21 protein-coding genes are annotated in these 21395 nt (G+C 63.9%); 6 read left to right on the forward strand and 15 right to left on the reverse strand.

What is annotated here, in order from left to right; all coding sequences use genetic code 11:
* Positions 1-8: 8 nt before the first annotated feature.
* The 5 genes from Q0718_RS06335 to Q0718_RS06355 form a co-directional block, all read right to left on the reverse strand.
* Positions 9-521: a hypothetical protein gene (locus Q0718_RS06335; RefSeq protein WP_298915129.1), complete on the reverse strand. Its 513-nt coding sequence runs from the start codon at positions 519-521 to the stop codon at positions 9-11.
* Positions 518-1699, reverse strand: coding sequence for a molecular chaperone DnaJ (dnaJ, locus tag Q0718_RS06340; RefSeq protein WP_298915130.1), 1182 nt, complete (start codon positions 1697-1699; stop codon positions 518-520). The genes Q0718_RS06335 and dnaJ overlap by 4 nt, the downstream gene beginning before the upstream one ends.
* Entirely contained in the window at positions 1686-2531 is an 846-nt protein-coding gene (locus Q0718_RS06345; protein WP_298915132.1) for an FkbM family methyltransferase, read from the reverse strand. The genes dnaJ and Q0718_RS06345 overlap by 14 nt, the downstream gene beginning before the upstream one ends.
* A gap of 84 nt (positions 2532-2615) precedes the next feature.
* Entirely contained in the window at positions 2616-4541 is a 1926-nt protein-coding gene (gene dnaK, locus Q0718_RS06350; protein ID WP_298915135.1) for a molecular chaperone DnaK, read from the reverse strand.
* A 574-nt stretch (positions 4542-5115) separates the two neighbouring features.
* Positions 5116-5574, reverse strand: coding sequence for a hypothetical protein (locus tag Q0718_RS06355; RefSeq protein WP_298915137.1), 459 nt, complete (start codon positions 5572-5574; stop codon positions 5116-5118).
* Between the two features lie 287 nt (positions 5575-5861).
* Between Q0718_RS06355 and Q0718_RS06360 the strand changes: the two genes are divergently transcribed.
* Complete coding sequence (locus Q0718_RS06360) at positions 5862-6494, forward strand: alpha-ketoglutarate-dependent dioxygenase AlkB (protein ID WP_298915141.1); 633 nt, start codon at positions 5862-5864, stop codon at positions 6492-6494.
* 3 nt (positions 6495-6497) lie between these two features.
* Here Q0718_RS06360 and Q0718_RS06365 read toward each other — a convergent pair whose 3' ends face one another.
* Positions 6498-7439, reverse strand: a complete 942-nt coding sequence (locus Q0718_RS06365) for a hypothetical protein (protein WP_298915144.1) — start codon at positions 7437-7439, stop codon at positions 6498-6500.
* Positions 7440-7514: 75 nt separating this feature from the next.
* Between Q0718_RS06365 and Q0718_RS06370 the strand changes: the two genes are divergently transcribed.
* On the forward strand, positions 7515-7763 hold the full coding sequence (locus Q0718_RS06370) for a hypothetical protein (protein ID WP_298915146.1): 249 nt from the start codon (positions 7515-7517) through the stop codon (positions 7761-7763).
* Between the two features lie 53 nt (positions 7764-7816).
* Positions 7817-8338: a pyridoxamine 5'-phosphate oxidase family protein gene (locus Q0718_RS06375; RefSeq protein WP_298915149.1), complete on the forward strand. Its 522-nt coding sequence runs from the start codon at positions 7817-7819 to the stop codon at positions 8336-8338.
* Between the two features lie 9 nt (positions 8339-8347).
* Here Q0718_RS06375 and Q0718_RS06380 read toward each other — a convergent pair whose 3' ends face one another.
* The gene (locus Q0718_RS06380) at positions 8348-9172 is read right to left on the reverse strand and encodes a hypothetical protein (RefSeq protein ID WP_298915152.1); all 825 of its coding nucleotides are present in this window, start codon (positions 9170-9172) and stop codon (positions 8348-8350) included.
* Between the two features lie 110 nt (positions 9173-9282).
* Between Q0718_RS06380 and Q0718_RS06385 the strand changes: the two genes are divergently transcribed.
* Positions 9283-10590, forward strand: coding sequence for an NADH:flavin oxidoreductase/NADH oxidase family protein (locus tag Q0718_RS06385; RefSeq protein WP_298915154.1), 1308 nt, complete (start codon positions 9283-9285; stop codon positions 10588-10590).
* 48 nt (positions 10591-10638) lie between these two features.
* On the opposite strand, the gene Q0718_RS06390 is transcribed toward Q0718_RS06385, so the two are convergent.
* Positions 10639-12696 carry a S9 family peptidase gene (locus Q0718_RS06390; RefSeq protein WP_298915157.1) on the reverse strand — a complete coding sequence of 686 codons (2058 nt, stop codon included), beginning with the start codon at positions 12694-12696 and terminating at the stop codon, positions 10639-10641.
* Between the two features lie 194 nt (positions 12697-12890).
* A complete protein-coding gene (locus Q0718_RS06395; protein ID WP_298915159.1) occupies positions 12891-14324 on the reverse strand; it encodes a Glu/Leu/Phe/Val dehydrogenase dimerization domain-containing protein in 1434 nt (477 codons plus the stop codon).
* 327 nt (positions 14325-14651) lie between these two features.
* Here Q0718_RS06395 and Q0718_RS06400 point away from each other — a divergent pair, with 327 nt between their 5' ends.
* Positions 14652-15236 carry a hypothetical protein gene (locus tag Q0718_RS06400; protein ID WP_298915162.1) on the forward strand — a complete coding sequence of 195 codons (585 nt, stop codon included), beginning with the start codon at positions 14652-14654 and terminating at the stop codon, positions 15234-15236.
* Here Q0718_RS06400 and Q0718_RS06405 read toward each other — a convergent pair.
* From Q0718_RS06405 to Q0718_RS06415, 3 genes are all read right to left on the reverse strand, one after another.
* Entirely contained in the window at positions 15233-16462 is a 1230-nt protein-coding gene (locus Q0718_RS06405; protein WP_298915164.1) for an argininosuccinate synthase, read from the reverse strand. The genes Q0718_RS06400 and Q0718_RS06405 overlap by 4 nt on opposite strands.
* A 554-nt stretch (positions 16463-17016) precedes the next feature.
* Positions 17017-18285: a diaminopimelate decarboxylase gene (gene lysA, locus Q0718_RS06410; RefSeq protein WP_298915166.1), complete on the reverse strand. Its 1269-nt coding sequence runs from the start codon at positions 18283-18285 to the stop codon at positions 17017-17019.
* 42 nt (positions 18286-18327) lie between these two features.
* Positions 18328-18609, reverse strand: coding sequence for a lipoprotein (locus Q0718_RS06415; RefSeq protein ID WP_298915169.1), 282 nt, complete (start codon positions 18607-18609; stop codon positions 18328-18330).
* 94 nt (positions 18610-18703) lie between these two features.
* Between Q0718_RS06415 and Q0718_RS06420 the strand changes: the two genes are divergently transcribed.
* On the forward strand, positions 18704-19462 hold the full coding sequence (locus tag Q0718_RS06420; RefSeq protein WP_298915173.1) for a hypothetical protein: 759 nt from the start codon (positions 18704-18706) through the stop codon (positions 19460-19462).
* 8 nt (positions 19463-19470) lie between these two features.
* On the opposite strand, the gene Q0718_RS06425 is transcribed toward Q0718_RS06420, so the two are convergent.
* The 3 genes from Q0718_RS06425 to Q0718_RS06435 are packed head-to-tail and all read right to left on the reverse strand — an operon-like array spanning position 19471 to position 21386.
* Positions 19471-19935: an NfeD family protein gene (locus Q0718_RS06425; RefSeq protein ID WP_298915176.1), complete on the reverse strand. Its 465-nt coding sequence runs from the start codon at positions 19933-19935 to the stop codon at positions 19471-19473.
* 3 nt (positions 19936-19938) lie between these two features.
* Positions 19939-20865: an SPFH domain-containing protein gene (locus Q0718_RS06430; RefSeq protein ID WP_298915179.1), complete on the reverse strand. Its 927-nt coding sequence runs from the start codon at positions 20863-20865 to the stop codon at positions 19939-19941.
* Between the two features lie 41 nt (positions 20866-20906).
* The gene (locus Q0718_RS06435; protein ID WP_298915180.1) at positions 20907-21386 is read right to left on the reverse strand and encodes a peroxiredoxin; all 480 of its coding nucleotides are present in this window, start codon (positions 21384-21386) and stop codon (positions 20907-20909) included.
* Positions 21387-21395 lie beyond the last annotated feature (9 nt).

A 21395-nucleotide genomic window follows, 5' to 3' on the forward strand; every position in this document is an offset into this window, starting at 1 on the left:
TCCTGCCGTCAATTCTCTGCGCTTTCTATCCGAAGATCGGGTGGATCGCGGAAACACGCCGAAACCGCTCCGGCGACGATGTAAGGCAGGAAGAAGCTCCAGAACGAGGCGAGCAGAACCAGCATCGCCGTATTTCCCATCGCCGCCAGCACGATGTCCGACGCGCTACTCTCCGGCCAAGGCGACGGCCCGTGCGGCAGGCTTCGAACCAGGCTGATCGCGCGCGGAACGGTGTGGCTCGCCGCCGCCGTAACGCCGGCCAGGCCGACGACAACGACGCCGCGCCACATCATGCGCTCCTGTGTGCGGCCATTGCGCGGCCATGACAGAAAGGCGAACAACCCGGCCGACAGTGCCAAGGCCGGGATGAACGAGGTGGACGGCATGTGCCACCCCCCTGTCGCCAATAGTGCGATATACCGGCCGGAGACAGCCATCAGGATCGCCCCGACAAAGGCGCAAGCCGTGTAACCGGCCCTGTTTCGCAATGCCGCCGGGGCGAGCGGCCAGGCGCGCTTCACTGATCGACCAGTTCTTCCCAGAAACGCTTGGCCTTGTCGAGAAAGCCCGTGCTCTCGGGGCTGACTGCATCGCCGCCTTCGCGGGCGAATTGCTCGAGCAGTTCGCGCTGGCGCGCACTCAGACGCGACGGGGTTTCCACGGCCAGTTCCACATACATGTCGCCGCGCGCATTGGAGCGCAGCACGCTCATACCCTTGCCGCGCAGGCGCAGGCGGCGGCCGGACTGGCTACCGGCCTCCACCTTGATCTTGGAACGGCCGCCATCGATGGTCGGGATCTCGATCTCCCCGCCCAGCGCAGCGACCGTCATCGGAACGGGGGCGTGCAGGAACAGGTTCGCGCCTTCGCGTTCGAAGATCGCGTGCGGTTTGACCGAGACGAACAGGTAGAGGTCCCCGCGCTGGCGGTTGGTCGCGCCGCGTTTGGAGGCCTGGTCGCCCTGTCCGGAGAGGCGGATGCGGGTGCCGTCCTCGACCCCGGCCGGGATGGAGACGTCCAGTTCGGTCGGCTGGCGCACCAGGCCTTGGCCGTCGCATTCGCGGCACGGATCGCTGACATATTCGCCCTGACCGCCGCAGGTCGGGCACGGTCGTTCCATGGTGAAGAAACCCTGCTGCGTGCGGACGCGGCCCGCACCGCCGCATGTGCCGCAGGTTTCGACCGAGGCGCCCGGTTCGGCGCCTTCACCGTCGCAGCGTTCGCAATCTTCCGCGATCGGCACTTCGATATCGACATCCTTGCCGCGGAACGCCTCTTCCAGCGTGATCTCCATCTCGTAGCGAAGGTCGTTGCCGCGGCTGACCGTCTGGGCGCGGCCGCCCGCCCTGCCGCCGAACATGTCGGCGAACCCGCCCGCGCCGCCACCGGCACCGGCTTGGCCGAAGATCTGGCTGAAAATGTCGCCGAAGTCCTGGAAGCCGCCGCTGCCGCCGCCTCCGAACGGGCCGCCGCCCTGGAAGGCGGCATGGCCCATCCGGTCGTAGGCGGCGCGCTTCTGGTCGTCCGAGAGGATGCCGTAGGCTTCGTTGAGTTCCTTGAAACGGCCTTCTGCCTCCGCATCGTCCGGATGGCGGTCGGGGTGGCATTCCATCGCCTTCTTGCGGAAGGCGGATTTCAACGTTTTGGCATCGGCGTCGCGGGAGACGCCGAGCACGTCGTAATAGTCACGTTTGGACATGATCGATCTTTTTCTTGAAGACGGCATTCATCGCCGTGTCGTCCGACAGAAGGTAGTTTTGCGCGCACGCCAGTTCAACGAGGGGCGAGCGACTTTCCGCAGACAGTTCCAGGATCAGCAAGCGCGGGTGCAAAGTCTCGGGCGCGTCGCGAAAGAAGGCGCGCAGGGCGCGTTTGTCATGGCCTTCGATATCGACCTTCATGGCGTCGATGCGCGTGACGCCCAACCGGTCGCATAGACCGTAAAGGGTCTCGACCAGCACGATTTCACCCGTTCCGCCCAATTGCGCTTCGCCGCGATTGCCGCCGCCGTCCGACAGATGCGCCTGTCCGGGCGCGTCCGAAACGGCGGAACGAACGAGTTCGATTTCGGCTCGGGATGCCTTTGCATTGAAGGCCAGCCGCCCCGCCATAGTGGCGCTCGGTTCCACGGCGATCAGACGGACGGCTCGGGATGCGGCGCGCGCATAGGCGTTGACGAACAACGAATAGAGCCCGGCATTGGCCCCGATATCGAGAAAGACGAACGGGTCCGCGCCGGTGCCGATGGCCTCCCGCAAGGCGCCCCGCTCCGCCGCGTCCCAGATCTGGACGCCTGCCAAAGCGCGTTTCTCGCAGCGATTGCCGGACGGATAGAGGCGGGCCTTCACGTTGGGGGCGACGACCACGTCGAACGGCTCAGACAGGCCGCGGATGGCGCGTTTGCGCCGGGCGCTAATCAACCAGCGGCCCAGCCGCGTATCCGCGCAAGCGCCCGCGCGCAGGCGGATGCGTTCGCGGGTCGGCGGCAAGGCCGAATGCCCGAACGGCTGATCGTGTGTGGTGGTCCCCATCATGCAGCCGGCGCGTCGTCACTATCGTGCGCCGTCATGCAAAAGGCCTCGCCGTTCCCGGCGAGGCCTGTTCGCGTCGGCGCCTTAGGCCGCGTTTTCGTCGTCGACGTCTTCGAACTCGGCATCGACGATATCGTCGTCTTCCGGGACATCGTCGCCGGGCTTGGTCGCGTCCTTGGCGGCCTGTTCCTCGTCGGCGGCCGCATTGGCGTAGATCGCTTCGCCCATCTTCATCAAGGCGGCGGTCAGGACCTGCACCTTGTCGGTGATCCCGGCCGCATCGGCGTTCTCGTCGGCGACCGTTTCCTTGACCTCGGCCAAGGCCGTTTCGATGGATTCCTTGGTCTCCGCATCGATCTTCTCGCCATGTTCCGCCAGATCGGACTCGGCCTTGTGGACGATGGCTTCGGCCTGGTTGCGGGCCTCGGCCATGTCGCGGCGCTTCTTGTCGTCCTCGGCATTGGCCTCGGCGTCCTTGATCATCGCCTCGATATCGTCGTCGTTCAAACCGCCCGACGCCTGGATGCGGATCTGCTGCTCCTTGCCGGTCGCGCTATCCTTGGCCGAGACGTTGACGATGCCGTTGGCATCGATGTCGAAGGTGACCTCGATCTGCGGCATGCCTCTGGGGGCGGGCGGAATGCCGACCAGATCGAACTGGCCTAGCAGCTTGTTGTCGTTGGCCATCTCGCGCTCGCCTTGCGCGACCTTGATCGTCACGGCCGACTGGTTGTCGGCGGCGGTGGAGAAGACCTGGGACTTCTTGGTCGGGATGGTCGTGTTGCGGTCGATCATGCGGGTGAAGACCCCGCCTTCGGTCTCAATGCCGAGGGATAGAGGCGTCACGTCGAGCAGCAGCACGTCCTTGACGTCGCCTTGTAGAACGCCGGCCTGGATGGCGGCGCCCATGGCGACGACTTCGTCCGGGTTCACGCCTTTGTGCGGCTCCTTGCCGAAATAGTCGGTCACGGCCTTCTGCACGGCGGGCATGCGGGTCATGCCACCGACCAGCACGACATCATCGACGTCGGACGCCTTCAGACCAGCGTCGGCCAATGCCTTCTTGATCGGCTCGATCGTGCGCTTGATCAGGTCCGCAACCAGGCTTTCCAGCTTGGCGCGCGTCAGCTTCATGTTCAGGTGTTTCGGACCGGTCGCGTCCGCCGTGATGAAGGGCAGGTTGACCTCGTAGGTCGACGCCGTGGACAACTCCTTCTTGGCCTTCTCGGCCTCCTCGCGAAGGCGCTGAAGCGCCAGCTTGTCGGCCTTCAAGTCGATGCCTTGCTCTTTCTTGAATTCGTCGGCGAAATATTCGACGATGCGCATGTCGAAGTCCTCGCCGCCCAAGAAGGTGTCGCCGTTGGTGGCTTTCACCTCGAACACGCCGTCGCCGATCTCCAGAATGGACACGTCGAACGTGCCGCCGCCCAGATCGTAGACCGCGATCGTCTTGCCCTCATCCTTGGCCAGACCGTAGGCCAGCGCGGCCGCCGTCGGCTCGTTGATGATGCGCAGCACTTCGAGACCGGCGATCTTGCCCGCATCCTTGGTCGCCTGGCGCTGGGCGTCGTTGAAGTAGGCAGGGACCGTGATGACGGCCTGCGTCACGGGCGTGCCGAGATAGTCCTCGGCCGTTTCCTTCATCTTGGTCAGAATCATGGCGGAGACTTCCGCCGGGCTGTATTCCTTGTCGCGGCCTTGGACGTAAGCGTCGCCGCTCGGTCCCTTGACGATCTTGTAGGGAACCAGTTTGGCGTCCTTCTTGACGGCCTTGTCCGTGAAGGGGCGGCCGATCAGGCGCTTGACGGCATAATAGGTGTTCTCGGGGTTAGTGACGGCCTGGCGGCGCGCGGTCTGGCCGATCAACCGCTCGCCGTCCTCGGTGAAGGCAACGACGGACGGGGTCGTGCGCGCACCTTCGGAGTTTTCGATGACGCGCGGCTTGTCGCCGTCCATGACGGCGACGCACGAATTGGTGGTGCCGAGATCGATGCCGATGACTTTGGACATGGGTTTCTCCTCTTGTCGGACCTGCGCTTCGCAGCATCCAATGAAATCAATATATTGCGAGTTTCCGCACGTCCCCAAAGAGGCCCGCCGGAAGCGTTCTAGGCCGATATGGGACACAGAATTGGAGTCTCAAGGGGTGGGGTGGGAGAAAATCTACTCCGCGTCCTCGTAGCCGGTGCGGCGCAGATAGTCGGCGAAGTCCGGAAGGTGAACGCCGTGTCGCCATGGTCGGGGCTGTAGATCATACCCTTGCGGATAATGGTGGAGTGACGCGGGCCGAGACGCTGTGTCGACTCGCCCAGCTGTTCGGCAATATCGCCCGACCGAAAGGGCCGGGGCCGGGCAGGCGCGCCACGACAGCTTGGCGGGCAGCCTCGGCATGGTCATGCGTGATCGGAGACTCCGGCGCGATATTCCAGGCATGATAGGCCCATTCCTGCAGGAAGTAGGGATAACCATTCGTGTCGGCGACGATTTCGGACAGGGCGGCCTCCTCGATATCCTCGCCTTCGTCCCGGACGGGATCCTCGACCGCGCGGCGGGCTTCATCCGCGTCCAGCGGTCTGATCGTGTGTTATTGGAACAGGCGTTCGGCGTTGGATTTCGCGTTTCCGGCCAAGCTTGCGACCTGCGGCAGTCCGGCCCCGATAAAGACGACCGGCAGGGTCTTCTGGGCGCATTTGTGCAGCGCCGTGATCAGCGCCCCGAGCTCGTCGCCGTTCAGATATTGAACTTCGTCGATCAGCAGGAGGAAGACGCCGCCCGCATCGCGCGCGGCCTGACCGACCCTGACGAAGAGATCCGTCAGATCCATGGTCAGATCGCCGCTATCGGCTACGCCGGGTTCCGGATCGACCGTCAGGCTCGCGCCGCCATATTCCAGCCGAAAGGCCGAGGCGAAACTCCGCAGGGCCTTCATCGCGTCGTGCGCCCCCGCCTTGGCGGCATCGACCGCCGAAAGTTTGCGTAGAACGCCGCGCAGGAGCGGGTAGGTCAGCTTTGGCAGGTCGCCGCCTTCCGGCGCTTCGATCATGGCGGTCCAGGCGCTCCAATCGTGAGCGCTTCCGCGCTTTCGGCGATGTGATTGAGAAGAACCGTCTTGCCTGTGCCGCGCAGACCCAGCAACATATGGCTCCGGCTTGGCCGACCTAGCGCAAAGATACGTCGATATCGCGCAGGATGGTATCGCGACCGACAAGTTCGGGCGGGGCGCGCCGGCTCCGGGAACGAAGGGATTGCGAATGGCGCCCATGGTCTCGAATGTAGGGAAATTATGCATTTGTACGAGAAATATCGCATAAGAGGATAAAGTTCATAGATATGTCTTTCCCTCCCGGATTTCTCCACGCACCGCTCTATTTCAGCCCGCCCGAACAGGCGACGCTGATCGAGGCCGTCTCTGAAGGGCTCGCCCGAGCGCCCTTCTTTCAGCCCACAATGCCGCGCACCGGCGCGCCGCTCTCCGTCGTGATGAGCAATTTCGGACCATTGGGCTGGGTGACGGACCGGGTGGGCGGGTACCGTTATCAGGACCGCCATCCGGTGACGGGCGCGCCTTGGCCGGATATGCCGCCGATCCTGCTGGACCTCTGGGACCAGGTGACCGACTGGCCGGACCGGCCCGAAGCCTGTCTGATCAATTGGTACCGGGCGGAGGCACAGGACGGCAAAGGCGCGAGGATGGGCTATCATGTCGATAATGACGAACGGGATCTGAACGCGCCGGTCGTGTCGGTCAGTCTCGGCGATCCGGCGCTCTACCGGATCGGTGGGCCAGAGCGGGGCGGCCAGACGAGCGGGATCAAGCTGATGTCTGGGGACGTCGTTGTGCTGGCGGGCAAGGCGCGGCGCTGCCACCATGCCGTGACGAAGGTCTATTATGGCCAGAGCGCGCTGGTGCCCAAAGGCGGGCGGATCAATCTGACGATGCGGGTCGTCGGAACGCCGGACTGAGCGTCAATCCGTGAAGGGCCAACCGGACGGATAAAGACGCTCGAAACAGGTCTTCAGCGCCTCTTCATAGGGTTTCCGGCGAGCCTTATGCTCTTCGAGGCTTTCAACGCCCGTCCCTCTGTGACCGTCGGGCTTGGCGTGGGCGAGTTGAGCCTTGCAATGCCGCTCCACCTCATAATAGCGAAATGTCGTTCCGAGTTCGTGCTGGACGGCGACATCGACTGGAATGCCCTGCACACAGCGGGCCTGTCTGCCATCGCGTTCATAGACGGGGGGCTGAAAGGAGGCTTCGATTTCGGCATTGTCCAGGTCGATCTCGGCCTGCAGCTCTTTCCGCTCGCTCACGCTCATCGTTTCGTCCGCGTCGATCGGAAGCGCCGTCAGTCTTTCATCGACATCGACCACGAAAGGGGGGTCGAACGTGACGGGCATGGCCCGGGGCGGCGCCTCCGTTCCCTCGACATTGTAGGGAAAATATTCTTTCTCTGCGTCATCCGCATAGGGAGAGCCGCAGATCGCCCATCCGCCCGAGGCGGTTCTGCCGACGGGTTTGAAATTGTACTTGTCGTGATAGCGCCCGCTATCCAGATCGTGAACGAAAAGCAGAACGGGACCGTTCTGGTCGCTGTAACGCGGCGTACCGTAATGATCGAAAGCGGTGAAATCGATCGTGTCGCGATCATGGGTGCCAGACACCAAGTTCAGAATGCGAAAGCGGGATTCCCATTCCGTATCCATGCTAATGACGATCGATTCCTCTCCGGTCACGGGATCAAACTCAGCCGCGGAGGGCGTTTCAGGCGCGCTTCGGGTAAAAACCTCTTCGCCCACGAAAGCGATGACGGTGCCGTCCCCCAAGCCGCCAGCCATCCTGTCGAAGTCGTTCTCGACAGGACCGGCCGCGATGAGGATTGTCAGAGCAGGAAGGAGCCAAAGCCGTTTCATCATCACCTCCTTACCACAAAGTCCGGCCTGACAAAACTGGACCGACACTCTACACGCTCCATCATGATCCCAGTCATGACACTCCCCGACCTGATCGGCCTGCTTGGCGTGGCCTGCGTGCTGTTCGCCTATTGGGCGCTGCAGACGGAGCGGCTGGCGTCCGAAGACTGGCGCTTTTCGGCCGTCAACGGCATCGGGGCCGTACTGATCATGGTGTCGCTGTTCCACACCTTCAATCTGGCCAGCTTCGTGATCGAAATCGTCTGGCTGGCGATCAGTCTTTACGGCCTGTGGAAGGCATGGCGAAAGACTGGGAACATTTGAGCAAGCCGGCTAGTTTCCCCTGCGAGTTCCATGACTCCGGAAGGAAAGCGCCCATGACCGATACCGAAACGCTGAATACAGAACCGCAAAGGCAGTTCCTTGAACAGATCAAAAACGCACGCTGCGTCATGCTGGGCAGCCCGGATGCCTCACAGCAACTCCAGCCGATGAGCCCGCAGGTCGATTCCGCCATGATCGAGGATGCGGAGAACGGGCAGGACGCCGTCGTCTATTTCTATTCCGACAACACATCCGAGCTGGGCCGCACCGTGCTGGAACGCCCTGGCGACCATGTGCGCCTGGTCTTCATGGACAAGGACTACCAGGTCAGCGCGACCGGCGCGCTCGACGTGGAGCGCAGTCCGGATCTGGTCGAGCGGTTCTGGAACCCGATCGCAGCGAGCTGGTATCCCAGCGGCCAAGACGATCCCAAGATGCTGATGCTGAAATTCACGTTGGATCAGGCTCAGGTCTGGGCCTCGGACGCAAACTTCGTCACATTCCTCTACGAGACGGCGAAAGCCAATCTGACCGATACGCTACCGGATGTCGGCGCACGCGCTGAAATCGGCTGAGCCAAGGCTTTACGCTCCATTGCCATACATCAGGATGAGGAACTCGCCATATTGGTTTTCCGTAGCAAAGAACTCATGGGTCATGCCTTTGGGGACGAGCACGGTTTCCCCTTCACGGAAGTCGCGCGCCACTCCGTCTAACTTCCCGCCGAAACGGCCGCGCGTCACGATGATCGCCGTGTCGAATTCATTGACCTGATCCTTGGGGTCGGCGTTGATATGCATGCCCGGTTTCAACTGGTACCAAGCCGACCGCAGACCCGTATCGTAGATCAGCACGCTTGTGTTCGCGCCGTGTATTTCACGCGTCGCCCCGTCGCCGAACGGGATCGTTTCCGGCCACGCCCGGTTCCAGAAATGCAGGGTCAACGGAATGTAGAAACTCCTGACGCGGTCCGCATCGGCGAAATCCGGCGGCGTTCGCGGGGTCAGAGGTGTCGGATCGTCGGCCCGGGCCTGTCCCATGGCGGTCAGAGCGTTTAGCGATCTTTGGTGAAGGCGGCGCAGCGTCTCCCCATCGGTTTCGAAGCCCCAGTCGAAATCCTCCGGCGCTCCGGGCGCGTGGCTTCCGCCTTGATCGGATAGCCGGATCGTATGCCCCTCGCCGTCGATCCAGAGACCGAGCGTCACGGCCTCTTCCAGGGGAAATTCCCGTGACCCGCGCCAAGCCTGTGCAAAATCCCGCAATAGGGCCTCGGCGTTCTCCGCCTCCACCGCGAACGGGGGCAAAACGGGACGGGTCATGTTCGTGGGTGTCGATGTACACGCCGCCATGGCGATGGTCGCGAACACTGTCAGCAAAATGGGGCGCCCGAATCTGGAAGGGTCTGTCATGTCGGCCTCCTTTTCGCTCCGCTTTATCGCTCGCTTTCTAGCCTTCGAGCAAACCTATTGTTGGCAGGGAGGGCTTCTTCTTCAGACTGGGGGACGTTAGGAACCGACTTATGTCCGATCTCTTCGCGCCCCTGACCCTGCCTTGCGGCCATGTCCTGTCCAACCGGATCGCCAAGGCGGCGATGGAGGAGAACATGGCGGACCAGCCTCCTTTCGCCGATAATAACCTGCCCGACGGTGTCGGACAGGTGCCGGGCGAGCGGTTGGTCAATCTTTACACAGAGTGGGCCGATGGCGGGGCCGGAATGCTGATCACCGGCAACGTCATGGTCAGCGAGACCGCGCTGACCGGCCCGGGCGCCGTCGTGTTGCGCCAGGGTACGCTGGACGAACCGGATGTGCGAGAGCGGTTCGAACGCTGGGCGCAGGCGGGCAAGCGCAACGGCACGACGCTCCTCATGCAGATCAGCCATCCAGGGCGGCAACTCTACGCCGCGCAAGGTGTGGAAGCGGTCAGCGCGTCCGACTCCCGCCTCGACATGGGCAGCGAGACCCTGTCCAAACTGTTCGCCCCCGCGCGCGCTTTGAGCGGTGACGAAATCCGCGGCATCATAAGGCGCTTCGCCGAGACGGCGCTGGCGGCCCGGTCCGCCGGATTCGACGGGGTCGAGATCCACGCCGCGCATGGTTACCTGCTGGCGCAATTCCTGTCGCCGCTGACCAACCGGCGCGAAGACGAGTGGGGCGGGCCGCTGGAGAACCGTGCCCGCCTGTTGCTGGAGATCGTTCGGGCCGTGCGCGACCGGGTCGGAACGGACTTCATCGTCGCGGTGAAACTCAATAGCGCGGACTTCCAGACGGGTGGCTTTGACGTGAGCGACGCGGTCCAGGTCGTGAACTGGCTCGGAGCGGAGGCCGTCGATTTCGTGGAGATCAGCGGCGGCACCTATGAGTCCGCCGCCATGATGGGCGACAGCCAGGACGGGCGGATTTCGCAGAGCACGGTCGAACGCGAAGCCTTCTTCCTGGAATTCGCCAAAGACATCGCAGCGACCGCGACCATGCCCCTGATGGTGACGGGCGGCATCACGCGGCGCGACACGGCCGAACGCGTTGTGGGAACGGACGGCATCGAGCTGGTCGGCCTGGCGCGGGCTCTGATCGTCACGCCAGACCTGCCCGCGCGCTGGCAGGCTGGAGAGGACATTGCCGGACCGGTCCAGACCGTGGGCTGGAAGAATGCCGCCCTGCGCAGCCTCGCCAACATGGCGCTAGCCAAGGCCAATCTGCGCCGCATGAGCCGGGGCCAAGCGCCCAAACGCAAGATCAATCCAGTGCTGGCAAGCCTCGTGCAGCAGAAGAACCAGGCGCTGCAGACGCGGCGCTACAAGCGCTGGCTTGAAGGCTTTGATCGCTGATGCGGGGCTTTCGATCCGGGCCGTCAGGCCCAGGTGCCGATTGCGGTCCTAATTCTTGTCCCAGCCCAACTTCTCTTCCAGTCCCAGATCGAACTCCGGCATCGGGTCGTCGCGGGTGGCGTTCGGCGCCAGATAGGTGTCCATCCAGCGCATCAGGCGGTAGGCGTAGTCGAGGCGGGACGCCGCCTTGCGGTTGCCATGGCCTTCGCGTGGATAGAAGACGAGCCGCACCGGCGTGTCGGTTCGCACCTTCATGGAGCGGTAGAGTTCCATCGACTGGCTGGGATGGACGCGCGTGTCGCGCTCGCCGTGCAGGATCAGGGTCGGGGTGGTGGACTTGCCCGCATGGAAGATGGGCGAGCGTTCCAGCAGGTTCATCCAATTGTCCTCCCACGGCCATTTTAGCGAATGGACGAGATGCATCTCGTTGGGGATGTCGCTGGTGCCGAACTTCGATACCTGGTTGGAAATGCCGACGAACGGCACGGCGGCGGCGAAATGTTCGCTCTGCGCGGTCGCGCCCCACATCGATGCGTAGCCGCCATAGGAGCCGCCGGTGATGCCGACCCGGTCCTCATCGACGATGCCCGCCTCGACCAGCGCCTGCACGCCGTCGACCAGATCGTCGAACTCCTTGCCGGCATAATCGTTTTGATGTTCCTTGGCGAAAGCGACGCCGCGGCCCGTGGAGCCGCGATAGTTGGGATAGAAGACGGCGTAGCCGTCGCCCGCGCCGAACTGCCCGGCCAAGCTGTAGGCCGTCAGCCAGCCGTCGGAATAATGCGCTTCCGGCCCGCCATGGACCGTCAGGATCAGCGGCCACCCCCCGGCCGGTTTCGCGCCGGTCGGCGTGATCAGCAGGCCTTCGATCTCGCGTCCGTCGCGCGCATCATAGGTGAAGGTGGTCTGCGGGAACAGTGTCTTGCCGGCCAACCAATCATTGTGATTGGTCAGCTTCTGCGCGCTATTGCCACGACTGGCGAAGACTTCAGTTGGATGGGCTGGGCTATCGGCGGTGAAGAAGATCCGGCCGTCGCGGCCCACTTCGGCATTCCGCACGACGAGGGTCTCGGAGGTCGGGATCGTCCGTTCCTCACCGCCCGACAGGTCGTAGGCGACGAGCGCGCTCTCCACGCCGCGATGGGCCACAGCGAGGATCGAGTCGTCGTCGAGCCATTCCACGTCCATCACATGTTGCAACGCGTCCTTGGTCAGCTGCGTGAAGCGGCCGTCCGCAATGTCGGCGACCATCAGCACGCCGTCCGACGTGTCGCCGATATCCGTCCCGGCCTGGAAGGCGATGCGCCGACTATCCGGCGAAATCCTGAAGCCGCCGAGCTTGCCGGGCGTCGCGACTTCGGCGCGCAAGCCGCCCGTGCGGGCGTCGATCACATGCAGGCGCGACTTCATGTAGAAATCGTCGATCAGGGCCGTCGGCACGGCCGAAGCGACGAGGGTCCGTCCGTCGGCCGACAGTTCCAGCCCGGTGACGTGCTTGGCGTCGAACAGCTTGCGCGCTTGCGCGTCCACGCCGCTGCGTAAGGACACCGACCACAACGCATTCATGTCCTGGTCTTCCTCATAGGCGTAGGCGTCGAAGCCCTTGTCGGCCAAGGTCTCGTCGTCTTCGTCCTTTTCGCCCGCGACGAAATAGAGCGTGCCGCCATCCGGCGACACGGTATAGTCGCCGATTCCGGTTTCGTGCTCGAACACCTTGCCGGCCTCGCCGCCGACCAGGGAAATGCCGTAGAGCGCATTATGGTCGTCGTCGCCGCGCTTGGTGACGAAATAGACGGTGCGGCCATCCGGGCTAAAATGCGGGCGTGAAATACTGCCTTTCGCAGTCGTGAACAGGGTCGGGGCCCGGTCGGCGCGCTTGATGTAAAGCTGGCTGACGGAGCCGCCATCCTCTTCTCCGGCATGCAGGTCCGGATATTTCGAAACCGTGTAGGCGATCGTCGCACCGTCGGGCGCGACCGTCAGGTTCCCCGCATTCTGGATATGAGCGATGTCCTCGATTTCCATCGGTGCGGCGATGGCGGGTGCGGCCGAAAGGGCCAGGGCGAGCGAGGAAGCGAATCCGGCAAGCAGGCGGGTCGGTGTCATGGCATGTCCTTGATCAGAGGTCGGTCGGGACCTCTTAGCCGATGGAAGGCCGGGGGGTAAACTTATACCGATTATAAGTTTCGAGTTCGGAGGCGCTTTCAGCCAGCCAGGATGTAAGACAGGATGAGAGCGGGCTTTCGCTGCCGCTCACCGCGCCTGCGGCGCGGGCGTTTTCATCAACGGCCAGGCCTGCCCTATAATCCGATGCTTTGGTAGTGCAGCGCAATATCGCTGATCGCCACGTAGAACGCCGCCGTGCGCAGATCTTCCAGTTCCGGCTTTTCCTTCAATGCGGCGCGGATGTTCTGATAGGCGAGGCGCATCGTATCGTCGAGGCCCGCGCGGACCAGGTCGAGCTCGTCGGCGCCTTCCATCCATTCGGCCTTGAAGTCGTCGGTGAACTTGATGCCGTTCTCCTCCAGCGCTTCGATCAGGTGGCGGTTGCGGGATTCCTCATTGCGGCGCTGCATCCGGCCGAAGCGGATGTGGCTGATGTTCTTGACCCATTCGAAATAGGATACGGTCACGCCGCCCGCATTGGCGTACATGTCCGGGATGATGACCACGCCGCGGTCGCGCAGAATCTTGTCCGCTTTCGCCGTAACGGGGCCGTTGGCGGCCTCGATGATCAGCTTGGCCTTGACCGAATAGGCGTTGTCGAGATTGATCTGGCCTTCCAGCGCGGCCGGGATCAGGATGTCGCAGCGGTCAGACAGTGCCGCGCGGCCGTCCTCGTCGAATTCGCCGCCGTCAAATTCCGACAGATGTCGCCCAGCCAACAAATGCAGTTTCAGTGCTTCGATGGCGAGGCCGTCCGGATTGCGGATCACCCCGTCGCGTTCGATCACGGCCGTGATCTTGGCGCCGTCCTCTTCGGACACGAACTTGGCGGCGTGGTAGCCGACATTGCCGAGGCCCTGGACCACCACCGTCTTGTCCTGCAGATCGCCGCGCAGGCCTGCGCCTTCCACATCTTCCGGATGGCGGAAGAATTCGCGCAACGCGTATTGCACGCCGCGGCCCGTCGCCTCGACCCGGCCTTCGATTCCGCCAAGATGGACGGGTTTGCCGGTCACGCAGGCCATATTGTCCATGTTGGTGTTGTTGAGGCGGCGGTACTCGTCCATCATCCAGCTCATCTCGCGCTCGCCCGTGCCCATGTCGGGCGCAGGCACGTTGAGCGAAGGATGGATCAGGTCGCGCCGGGCGAGTTCGAAGGTGAAACGGCGCGTGATGCGCTCTAGCTCGTTCTCTTCCCAATCGCCCGGATTGATGCAGAGCCCCCCCTTGGAGCCGCCGAACGGCACTTCGACCAGCGCGCATTTATAGGTCATCAGCGCGGCCAGCGCCTCGACTTCGTCCTGATTGACGTGGGAGGAATAGCGGATGCCGCCCTTGACCGGCTCGCGGTGCTCGGAGTGGACGGACCGGTAGCCGACGAAAGTCTTGACCTCGCCGCGCAACTTCACGCCGAAGCGCACGATATAGGTCGCGTTGCAGACGCGGATCTTCTCGATCAGGGCGGGCGACAGGTCCATGAAGGACGCGGCCCGGTTGAACATGAGTTCGACGGATTCGCGGAAACCCAGCTCGCCCGACGGGGATTTGGGGGTGCGGTGCTTGGCCATGCGGGCCTCCTGCGCAGGCCCCGGCGGGCGGGGCGGTAATCGCGAAACGGGAATCGCCCCGGTCGATGACGGCAGCCCCATATAGGAGTGGAGCCACCCTGTCCCCGGCAAAAACGCACAAATTTTTCGACTGCGCTTCTGCCGATGGTCCCAGTGCGTGACACAAGAGGGTTGACGCAAGGTTTCCGGATCCGGGAGCCGTTGTTTCCGTTGTCCGGCTTAACCCGGCCTTAGGGGCGGCCGTGCTTGGATGGGATGGTCGTATTGCGGTGCCGGTAGAGCGCGACCCCGCCGTGCCCCAACCGCCGAGGATAAAAAGCCCCGAACATGACCGCGTCCATCCCCCGGCACGAACAGCCGTCGTTCGAAGACCTTGTGCAGCAGCCGGACGGACCGGTCGTCTGGCAACCGCATCCACCACAATCCGCGCCTGCGCGGCCGGTGCAGACTTTCGATCCACGTTGCGCTGTCGGCGGCCAGACTCACCCGGATGCCTATGCCCGGTTTCGCGCAGCACCAATGCCCGGCCACCCGGGCGGTTCCGCGCCGTTCGGACAGGTCCGTCCCGAGCCTAGCGCCCAGACGCCGCACCCGCACGCCGCAGAAATCGCCGAACCGGATCGCGCCTCGCTGATCGGCCGCATCCGTGCGCTGGGTCAAGCCGAAGGCAGGCTGCAACCGGGCAATCGCAAGCCATTTCTGATGGGCGTGCTGAGCGGCATCGTACTGATGCTACTGCTCGGACTGGTCTTCCGCGCCGCCCAGCCCGCACCGGGCTACGCCTTTGGCACAGCGACGACCACCGTCGTGCCTGCCGCGACCGAACCGCAAGCCGTCGCCTTCCTGGACCGTGTCGCAGAGTTCGAAACGGCGACGCCGTCTCCGCGTCCGGAGGCGGCCGACGACCCCTAGCGGTTCAGACCCGCCTTGCGGTCGCGCGCCTTGAGCAGGCGCAGGCGCAGGGCGTTGATCTTGATGAACCCGCCAGCGTCGGCCTGATCATAGACATCGTCTTCCTCGAAGGTGACATGTTCCTGGCTGTAGAGCGAATAGTCGCTCGCGCGCCCGATGATGTCGACATTGCCCTTGTAGAGCTTCAGCCGGACCGTGCCGGTGACCAGTTCCTGCGAGGCGTCGATCGCGGCCTGGAGCATTTCGCGCTCGGGGCTGAACCAGAAACCGTTATAGATCAGCTCGGCATAGCGCGGCATCAACTCGTCCTTCAGATGCGCCGCGCCCTTGTCCATCGTGATCTGTTCGATACCGCGATGCGCCATGAGAAGGATTGTCCCGCCGGGCGTCTCGTAGACGCCGCGCGACTTCATGCCGACGAAACGGTTTTCCAGCAGGTCGAGGCGGCCGATCCCGTTCTCGCCGCCCAGCTCGTTGAGCCGCGTCAGCAAGGTCGCCGGGCTCATCGTCTCGCCGTCGATCGACACGGCATCGCCGCGCTCGAAGCCGACCTCGATGATGGTCGCCGTGTCCGGCGCATCTTCGGGACTGACCGTGCGCTGATAGACATAGCTCGGCGCTTCGTCGTTCGGGTCTTCCAGCACCTTGCCTTCGGAGCTGGTGTGCAGCAGGTTCGCATCGACGGAAAACGGCGCTTCGCCGCGCTTGTCGGTGGCGATCTCGATGCCGTGCTTCTCGGCATATTCGATCAGCTTGTTGCGGCTGTTCAGATCCCATTCGCGCCACGGGGCGATCACCTTGATATCCGGGTCGAGCGCGTAATAGCCCAGTTCGAAGCGGACCTGATCATTGCCCTTGCCGGTCGCGCCGTGACAGACCGCGTCCGCGCCGACTTCGTGCGCGATCTCGATCTGGCGCTTGGAGATGAGCGGCCGCGCGATCGACGTGCCGAGTAGGTAAAGACCTTCATAGACCGTATTGGCGCGGAACATCGGAAAGACGAAATCGCGCACGAATTCCTCGCGCAGATCGTCGATATATATGTTCTCCGGCTTCACGCCCGCATCCAGCGCCTTCTGCCGCGCGGGTTCCAACTCCTCGCCCTGCCCCAGATCGGCGGTGAAAGTCACCACCTCGCAGCCCTTTTCCTCCTGCAGCCATTTCAGGATGATCGAGGTGTCGAGCCCGCCGGAATAGGCGAGGACGACTTTTTTCGGATCGGACATCGGGAGCGGCCTCTTGGTGGTTTTCGTGCGCGGCTTAGCGCGACGGAGGCAAGGGGGGAAGGAAAAGAGGTTGCCGTCTCACGCAAGACACGAAATCCGCGCGTCCGGCCGGCGCACCGGTCGTCAGCGTCGTGATCCGAACGAGGACCGGTTTGCGTTTTTGCAAGCGACTGAAAGAGCCGGACGTTCCAGATGGACAAGGAATGCTTTCTAGAAGAGTCCGAAACAGACAAGCCCGAAACCCGTGCGAGGCCTTCTGGTCTTGCCTTAGCTGCCTTCATAGCCTCACCCCCGGGCAGGGACTCGCTCGCGCGGTCCCGTGGGGTCCATCACGGTACGGCTGGGCCAGCTGGAACGGTTGGGAGATGGATCCCGGGTTGACCCCGGGATGAGGGGGTGGGGAAATGGCTGGACAAGACGCCGTTTGGGCTTGCGGGGCGGCGTTTCCTTCGCGTCCTTTGGGACGCGTGTTCCTGCGGAACAAGGTTTGCGACGAACGGCTTCGCCGTTCTTAGACCCGCATGGCGGGACGCAAACCTGTGGGGCCAGGTTAGTCAGTTCGACCAGTCCACCAATCTCTCCCGTTCCAGCATCTCCTCTACGCTGGGGCGTTTGCGGATGAGGCGGTACTGGCCGCCGCGGACCATGACTTCGGGGACGAGGGGGCGGGTATTGTATTGGCTGCTCTGTGCGGCGCCGTAGGCCCCGGCGGAGTGGAAGACGACGAGGTCGCCCGCACGGACGGCGGGCATCATTCGGTCCTTGGCGAAAGTGTCGCCGGATTCGCAGATCGGGCCGACGATGTCGTAGGTCGCGGACGCCTGGTCCGGTTCGGGCAGGCGCACGGGTTCGACCGCGTGCCAGGCGTCGTAGAGGGCAGGGCGCAGCAAGTCGTTCATGGCGGCATCGACGATCAGGAATTCGCGGTCGCCGCCGCCCTTGACATAGAGCACTTCGGTCAGCAGCACGCCGCTGTTTCCCGCGATCATGCGGCCCGGTTCGAATACCATCTGCACGCCCAGATCCGCGGTCAGCCGCCGGACCAGCTGGCCATAATCGGACGGTGGCGGGGGCATGCGGTTGTCGTCGCCATAATGAATCCCCAGGCCGCCGCCGATATCGAACAGGCGGATGTCGTGGCCTTGGGTGCGCAGCCGTTCGATCAGGCCGCGCACCTTGCGGATGGCGGCTTCGAACGGGGCCAGGTCGTCGATCTGGCTGCCGATGTGGACGTCCACCCCGACCACCTCGATCCCCGGCAAGCAGGCCGCTTCGGCATAGGCGGACTCGGCCCGGTCCCAAGCGATGCCGAACTTGTTCTCCTTCTTGCCAGTGCTGATCTTTTCGTGCCCGCCGGCGCTGACATCCGGATTGACGCGGAAGGCGACGGGCGCGCGGCGTCCCATGGACTGGGCGACGTCGTCCAGCACGCGCAGTTCCGGCAGGCTTTCGACGTTGAAGACATGAATGTCCGCCTCCAGCGCGGCGGACATTTCGTCCCGCGTCTTGCCGACGCCGGAAAAGACGATCCGCTCGCCTGGAATGCCTGCGATCAGCGCGCGGGCCAGTTCTCCGCCCGATACCACGTCCGCGCCTGCACCCAGCCGGGCCAGAGTCTGCAGCACGGCGATATTGCTATTGGCCTTGACCGAATAGGCCACCAGCGTGTCCAGCCCGCCGAAGCTGTCTGCGAAAACACGGTAGTGGCGTTCCAGCGTGGCGGAGGAATAGACATAGACGGGCGTGCCGACCTCGGCCGCGATACGCGACAGAGGCACATCCTCGGCATGGAGTTCGCCGTCGCGGTGATCGAAGTGGCGCATGGCGGAATCGACAGGAGAAGCGGACCGGACGCGCAGGCGGCGTCAGGGCTGCCCGACCTCTTCCACGCCGTATTGCGGCAGAGGCATGATGTCTTCTTCTTCCGTAGGTTCAGGCGTCTCGACGGGTTTCTCCGCCCCCTCGCCCCAGAGCGGCGGCGCGGTCTGCAGGCTGCCGCGGATGCCGCAGGCCGAAAGCGAGGCAGCGATCAGCAGGAGAGCGGCGAGGCGGGAGGTCTGACGCGAGATACGGACGGGCATGTCTTGCCCATAGAGCGGCCCCGCTCCGGCGTCGAGTCGCAATGGCGCGATAGCGACCAGGTGCATTGGGGGCTCCGGCATGAGCGGCGGGATCGGCATATGCCGAATATGGCGAAGGTTTCACTTTTGCGCCTCCGGACGCCCCTCCAAGACGGATCGCATGAAAATTCCGTTCGCCATCGCACTGCTGGCCGCTTTCGTCGCCCCCGTTCTGGCCCAGGACGCGCCTGAACCGCTGGGCCGGGATTATTGCTTCGAGACGGCGGACATGACCGCGATGCTGCGGAAGTTCGATGGGCTGAAGGACCGAAAGCGCGACACGGTCGGCGCCGAGTTCGCGCTCGGCTTCGATCTGCAGGACGGCGAAGCACTGCCGGAACGCGCCGAACTGCGCGACGGCACCGCCGTCACCCCGATCGCCTTCGACGCGCATCATCGCAGCACCGGTCTGACGCCGATGTTGGCGGCTGCATCGGACGCCGCCGAACTGTGCATCGTCGATCCTGCCCGGGCAGGCCGGCGTCCGATGGATATGGGCTACAGGCTGAATATGGGTTTGGGCATCCGGTTCCTGCGCACGCCGGGCACGCATGGGCTGGCCGAGATCGAAGACGGGCTGAAGGACGGACGATCCCATTACAAGAAGATGGCCGGCGCGATGGGGTTCATGGTGCCGAAGTTCGATCACGTGGCCGTGGCGGGCCGCGACGAAGACAACCCGCCGCGCCTCTGGGCGACCGCGGACGGCGCGGATATCGGCGAACCCGCCTTCACGCTCTATGACGGAGCGCGCCTGGTCGATGTTGACGTTCTGGAAGCAATGGGCGCAGACGGCATTCGCATCGCGGACGGCTATTATCGCCTGTCGCCGAGCCCGGACGCCGAGACGGTCGCCAAATTCAGCGGCGGCGAGGACTGATTTCCGGTCTAGCGCTCCACGATCAGGGTGGCGCCCTGCACGGTGCGGATGCGCAACAGGTCGCCCGTCTTTACATCCGGAACCGGGAGCGACGCGCCGTCCAGCCGGGCCGCCCATTGCGTACCGCCGAGTTCGACCCGGCCTTCCGTGCCGTCGAAATCGCCCACCGCCCGGACCTGGCGGCCGACCATGGCCTGGCCCGGATCGTTGAGGTCGGACGGCTCCCCGCCCTTGACCAAGCGCTGCAGATGGGTCCGGCCCAGCACCAGCGTCGCGACCGACAGCAGGAAGAACAGCAATAGCTGCATTTCCCATCCCAGTCCCGGCGCGATGAACATCAGCACCCCGACGAACAAAGCCGAGACGGCGGGCCACAGGATGTAGGTCGAGCCGGTCAGCAGCTCGACCCCGAGCAGGACGATGCCGAGCGCCAGCCAGTGCCAGGCGGTGAGCTGGGAGAGGAGTTCGATCATGCCTTATTCCTTTCCTCTTTCCCCTTGGCCGCTCTCGATCAGCGCCTTCAGCCCGGCCACGCTGCCGGCCAAGGCGCCGAGCTCCGCGGGGACGATCAATGTCTTCTGGTTGGGCGCGGTCGCCAGTTTCTCGAACGCCTTGACGTAATCCTGCGCCACGAAATAATTGATCGCATTGACGTCGCCCGCCGCGATGGCCTCGCTGACCATCTGCGTCGCCTTGGCTTCGGCCTGGGCTTCGCGTTCGCGCGCTTCGGCGTCCAGGAAAGCGGCCTCGCGGCGGCCTTCGGCTTCGCGCACGGCGGCTTCCTTTTCGCCCTCGGCGCGCAGGATCTGGCTTTGCTTGCGCCCTTCGGCCTCCAGGATTTCGGCGCGCTTCTCGCGCTCCGCTTTCATCTGCTTGTTCATCGCCTGGGTGATGTCGTGCGGCGGCGACAGGTCCTTGATCTCGATCCGCGTGACTTTCGTCCCCCACGTATCCGTCGCCTGGTCGATCACGGTCAGCAGCTTGGCGTTGATCTCGTCGCGGCGTGACAGAACCTCGTCCAGATCCATCGAGCCGACCACCGTCCGGACGTTGGTCAGGCAGAGGTTCTGGATCGCGTGGTCGAGATTGTTGACCTCATAGGCGGCCTTGCGCGGGTCCAGCACCTGGATGAAGACCACGGCATCGGCCGTGACCATGGCATTGTCCTTGGTGATGACATCCTGGGACGGCACGTCGATCACGCGTTCGCGCATGTTGATCTTGTGGCCGATGCGTTCGTAGAAGGGGATCAGGAAGGTCAGGCCGGGCTTGAGCGTGCGCGAATAGCGGCCGAACTGCTCGACAGTATATTCCGAGCCCTGATGCACGACCGTCACGGCCCGCACCACGAAGAACAGGACCAAGCCGACCAGCAGCAGAACCAATATCTGACCTATCTCCATCTATCTCTCCTTCTCGTCTGTCCCTGGTTGTCTGTTGCGTTCTAGAGATTGTCCAGGACATGTTCGGCGGAACTGACCTTGAACTCGCCCGGGCCTTCCACGAAGAGCTGCTCGACCCTGCCGTCATCGACGACCATGGCATAGCGCTGCGACCGCGTCCCCATGCCGAACTGGCTCGCATCCATCTCGAGGCCCAACTCCTTGGCGAAGGCACCGTTGCCGTCCGCCAGCATCAACACATCGTCCGCGCCCTGTTCCTTGCCCCAGGCATCCATCACGAAGACGTCGTTGACCGAGGTGCAGGCGACCGTGTCCACGCCCTTGGCTTTGAGGTCGGCCATGTTGTCCTTGAAGCCCGGCAGGTGCTTGGCCGAGCAGGTCGGCGTATAGGCGCCCGGCACGGCGAACAGAACGACGCGCTTTCCGGAGAACAGCTCCGATGCGCTCATCGGCGCAGGTCCGTCCTCGCCCATGGTCATGAAGGTGGCGTCGGGAAGGGTGTGTCCGGGTTCGATGGTCATGGCGGTCTC

The sequence above is a fragment of the uncultured Algimonas sp. genome (assembly GCF_947498175.1).
Taxonomy (GTDB): domain Bacteria; phylum Pseudomonadota; class Alphaproteobacteria; order Caulobacterales; family Maricaulaceae; genus Litorimonas.

Bases quoted from the DNA above. Each gene is read 5' to 3' on its own strand.
- Q0718_RS06345 (WP_298915132.1), bottom strand. From the start codon at position 2,531: ATGGGGACCACCACACACGATCAGCCGTTCGGGCATTCGGCCTTGCCG.
- Q0718_RS06385 (WP_298915154.1), top strand. From the start codon at position 9,283: ATGTCCGATCTCTTCGCGCCCCTGACCCTGCCTTGCGGCCATGTCCTG.
- Q0718_RS06390 (WP_298915157.1), bottom strand. From the start codon at position 12,696: ATGACACCGACCCGCCTGCTTGCCGGATTCGCTTCCTCGCTCGCCCTG.
- Q0718_RS06430 (WP_298915179.1), bottom strand. From the start codon at position 20,865: ATGGAGATAGGTCAGATATTGGTTCTGCTGCTGGTCGGCTTGGTCCTG.
- lysA (WP_298915166.1), bottom strand. From the start codon at position 18,285: ATGCGCCACTTCGATCACCGCGACGGCGAACTCCATGCCGAGGATGTG.
- Q0718_RS06380 (WP_298915152.1), bottom strand. From the start codon at position 9,172: ATGACAGACCCTTCCAGATTCGGGCGCCCCATTTTGCTGACAGTGTTC.
- Q0718_RS06360 (WP_298915141.1), top strand. From the start codon at position 5,862: ATGTCTTTCCCTCCCGGATTTCTCCACGCACCGCTCTATTTCAGCCCG.
- Q0718_RS06400 (WP_298915162.1), top strand. From the start codon at position 14,652: ATGACCGCGTCCATCCCCCGGCACGAACAGCCGTCGTTCGAAGACCTT.
- Q0718_RS06435 (WP_298915180.1), bottom strand. From the start codon at position 21,386: ATGACCATCGAACCCGGACACACCCTTCCCGACGCCACCTTCATGACC.
- Q0718_RS06415 (WP_298915169.1), bottom strand. From the start codon at position 18,609: ATGCACCTGGTCGCTATCGCGCCATTGCGACTCGACGCCGGAGCGGGG.
- Q0718_RS06425 (WP_298915176.1), bottom strand. From the start codon at position 19,935: ATGATCGAACTCCTCTCCCAGCTCACCGCCTGGCACTGGCTGGCGCTC.
- Q0718_RS06365 (WP_298915144.1), bottom strand. From the start codon at position 7,439: ATGAAACGGCTTTGGCTCCTTCCTGCTCTGACAATCCTCATCGCGGCC.
- Q0718_RS06375 (WP_298915149.1), top strand. From the start codon at position 7,817: ATGACCGATACCGAAACGCTGAATACAGAACCGCAAAGGCAGTTCCTT.
- dnaJ (WP_298915130.1), bottom strand. From the start codon at position 1,699: ATGTCCAAACGTGACTATTACGACGTGCTCGGCGTCTCCCGCGACGCC.
- Q0718_RS06395 (WP_298915159.1), bottom strand. From the start codon at position 14,324: ATGGCCAAGCACCGCACCCCCAAATCCCCGTCGGGCGAGCTGGGTTTC.
- dnaK (WP_298915135.1), bottom strand. From the start codon at position 4,541: ATGTCCAAAGTCATCGGCATCGATCTCGGCACCACCAATTCGTGCGTC.
- Q0718_RS06355 (WP_298915137.1), bottom strand. From the start codon at position 5,574: ATGATCGAAGCGCCGGAAGGCGGCGACCTGCCAAAGCTGACCTACCCG.
- Q0718_RS06370 (WP_298915146.1), top strand. From the start codon at position 7,515: ATGACACTCCCCGACCTGATCGGCCTGCTTGGCGTGGCCTGCGTGCTG.
- Q0718_RS06405 (WP_298915164.1), bottom strand. From the start codon at position 16,462: ATGTCCGATCCGAAAAAAGTCGTCCTCGCCTATTCCGGCGGGCTCGAC.
- Q0718_RS06420 (WP_298915173.1), top strand. From the start codon at position 18,704: ATGAAAATTCCGTTCGCCATCGCACTGCTGGCCGCTTTCGTCGCCCCC.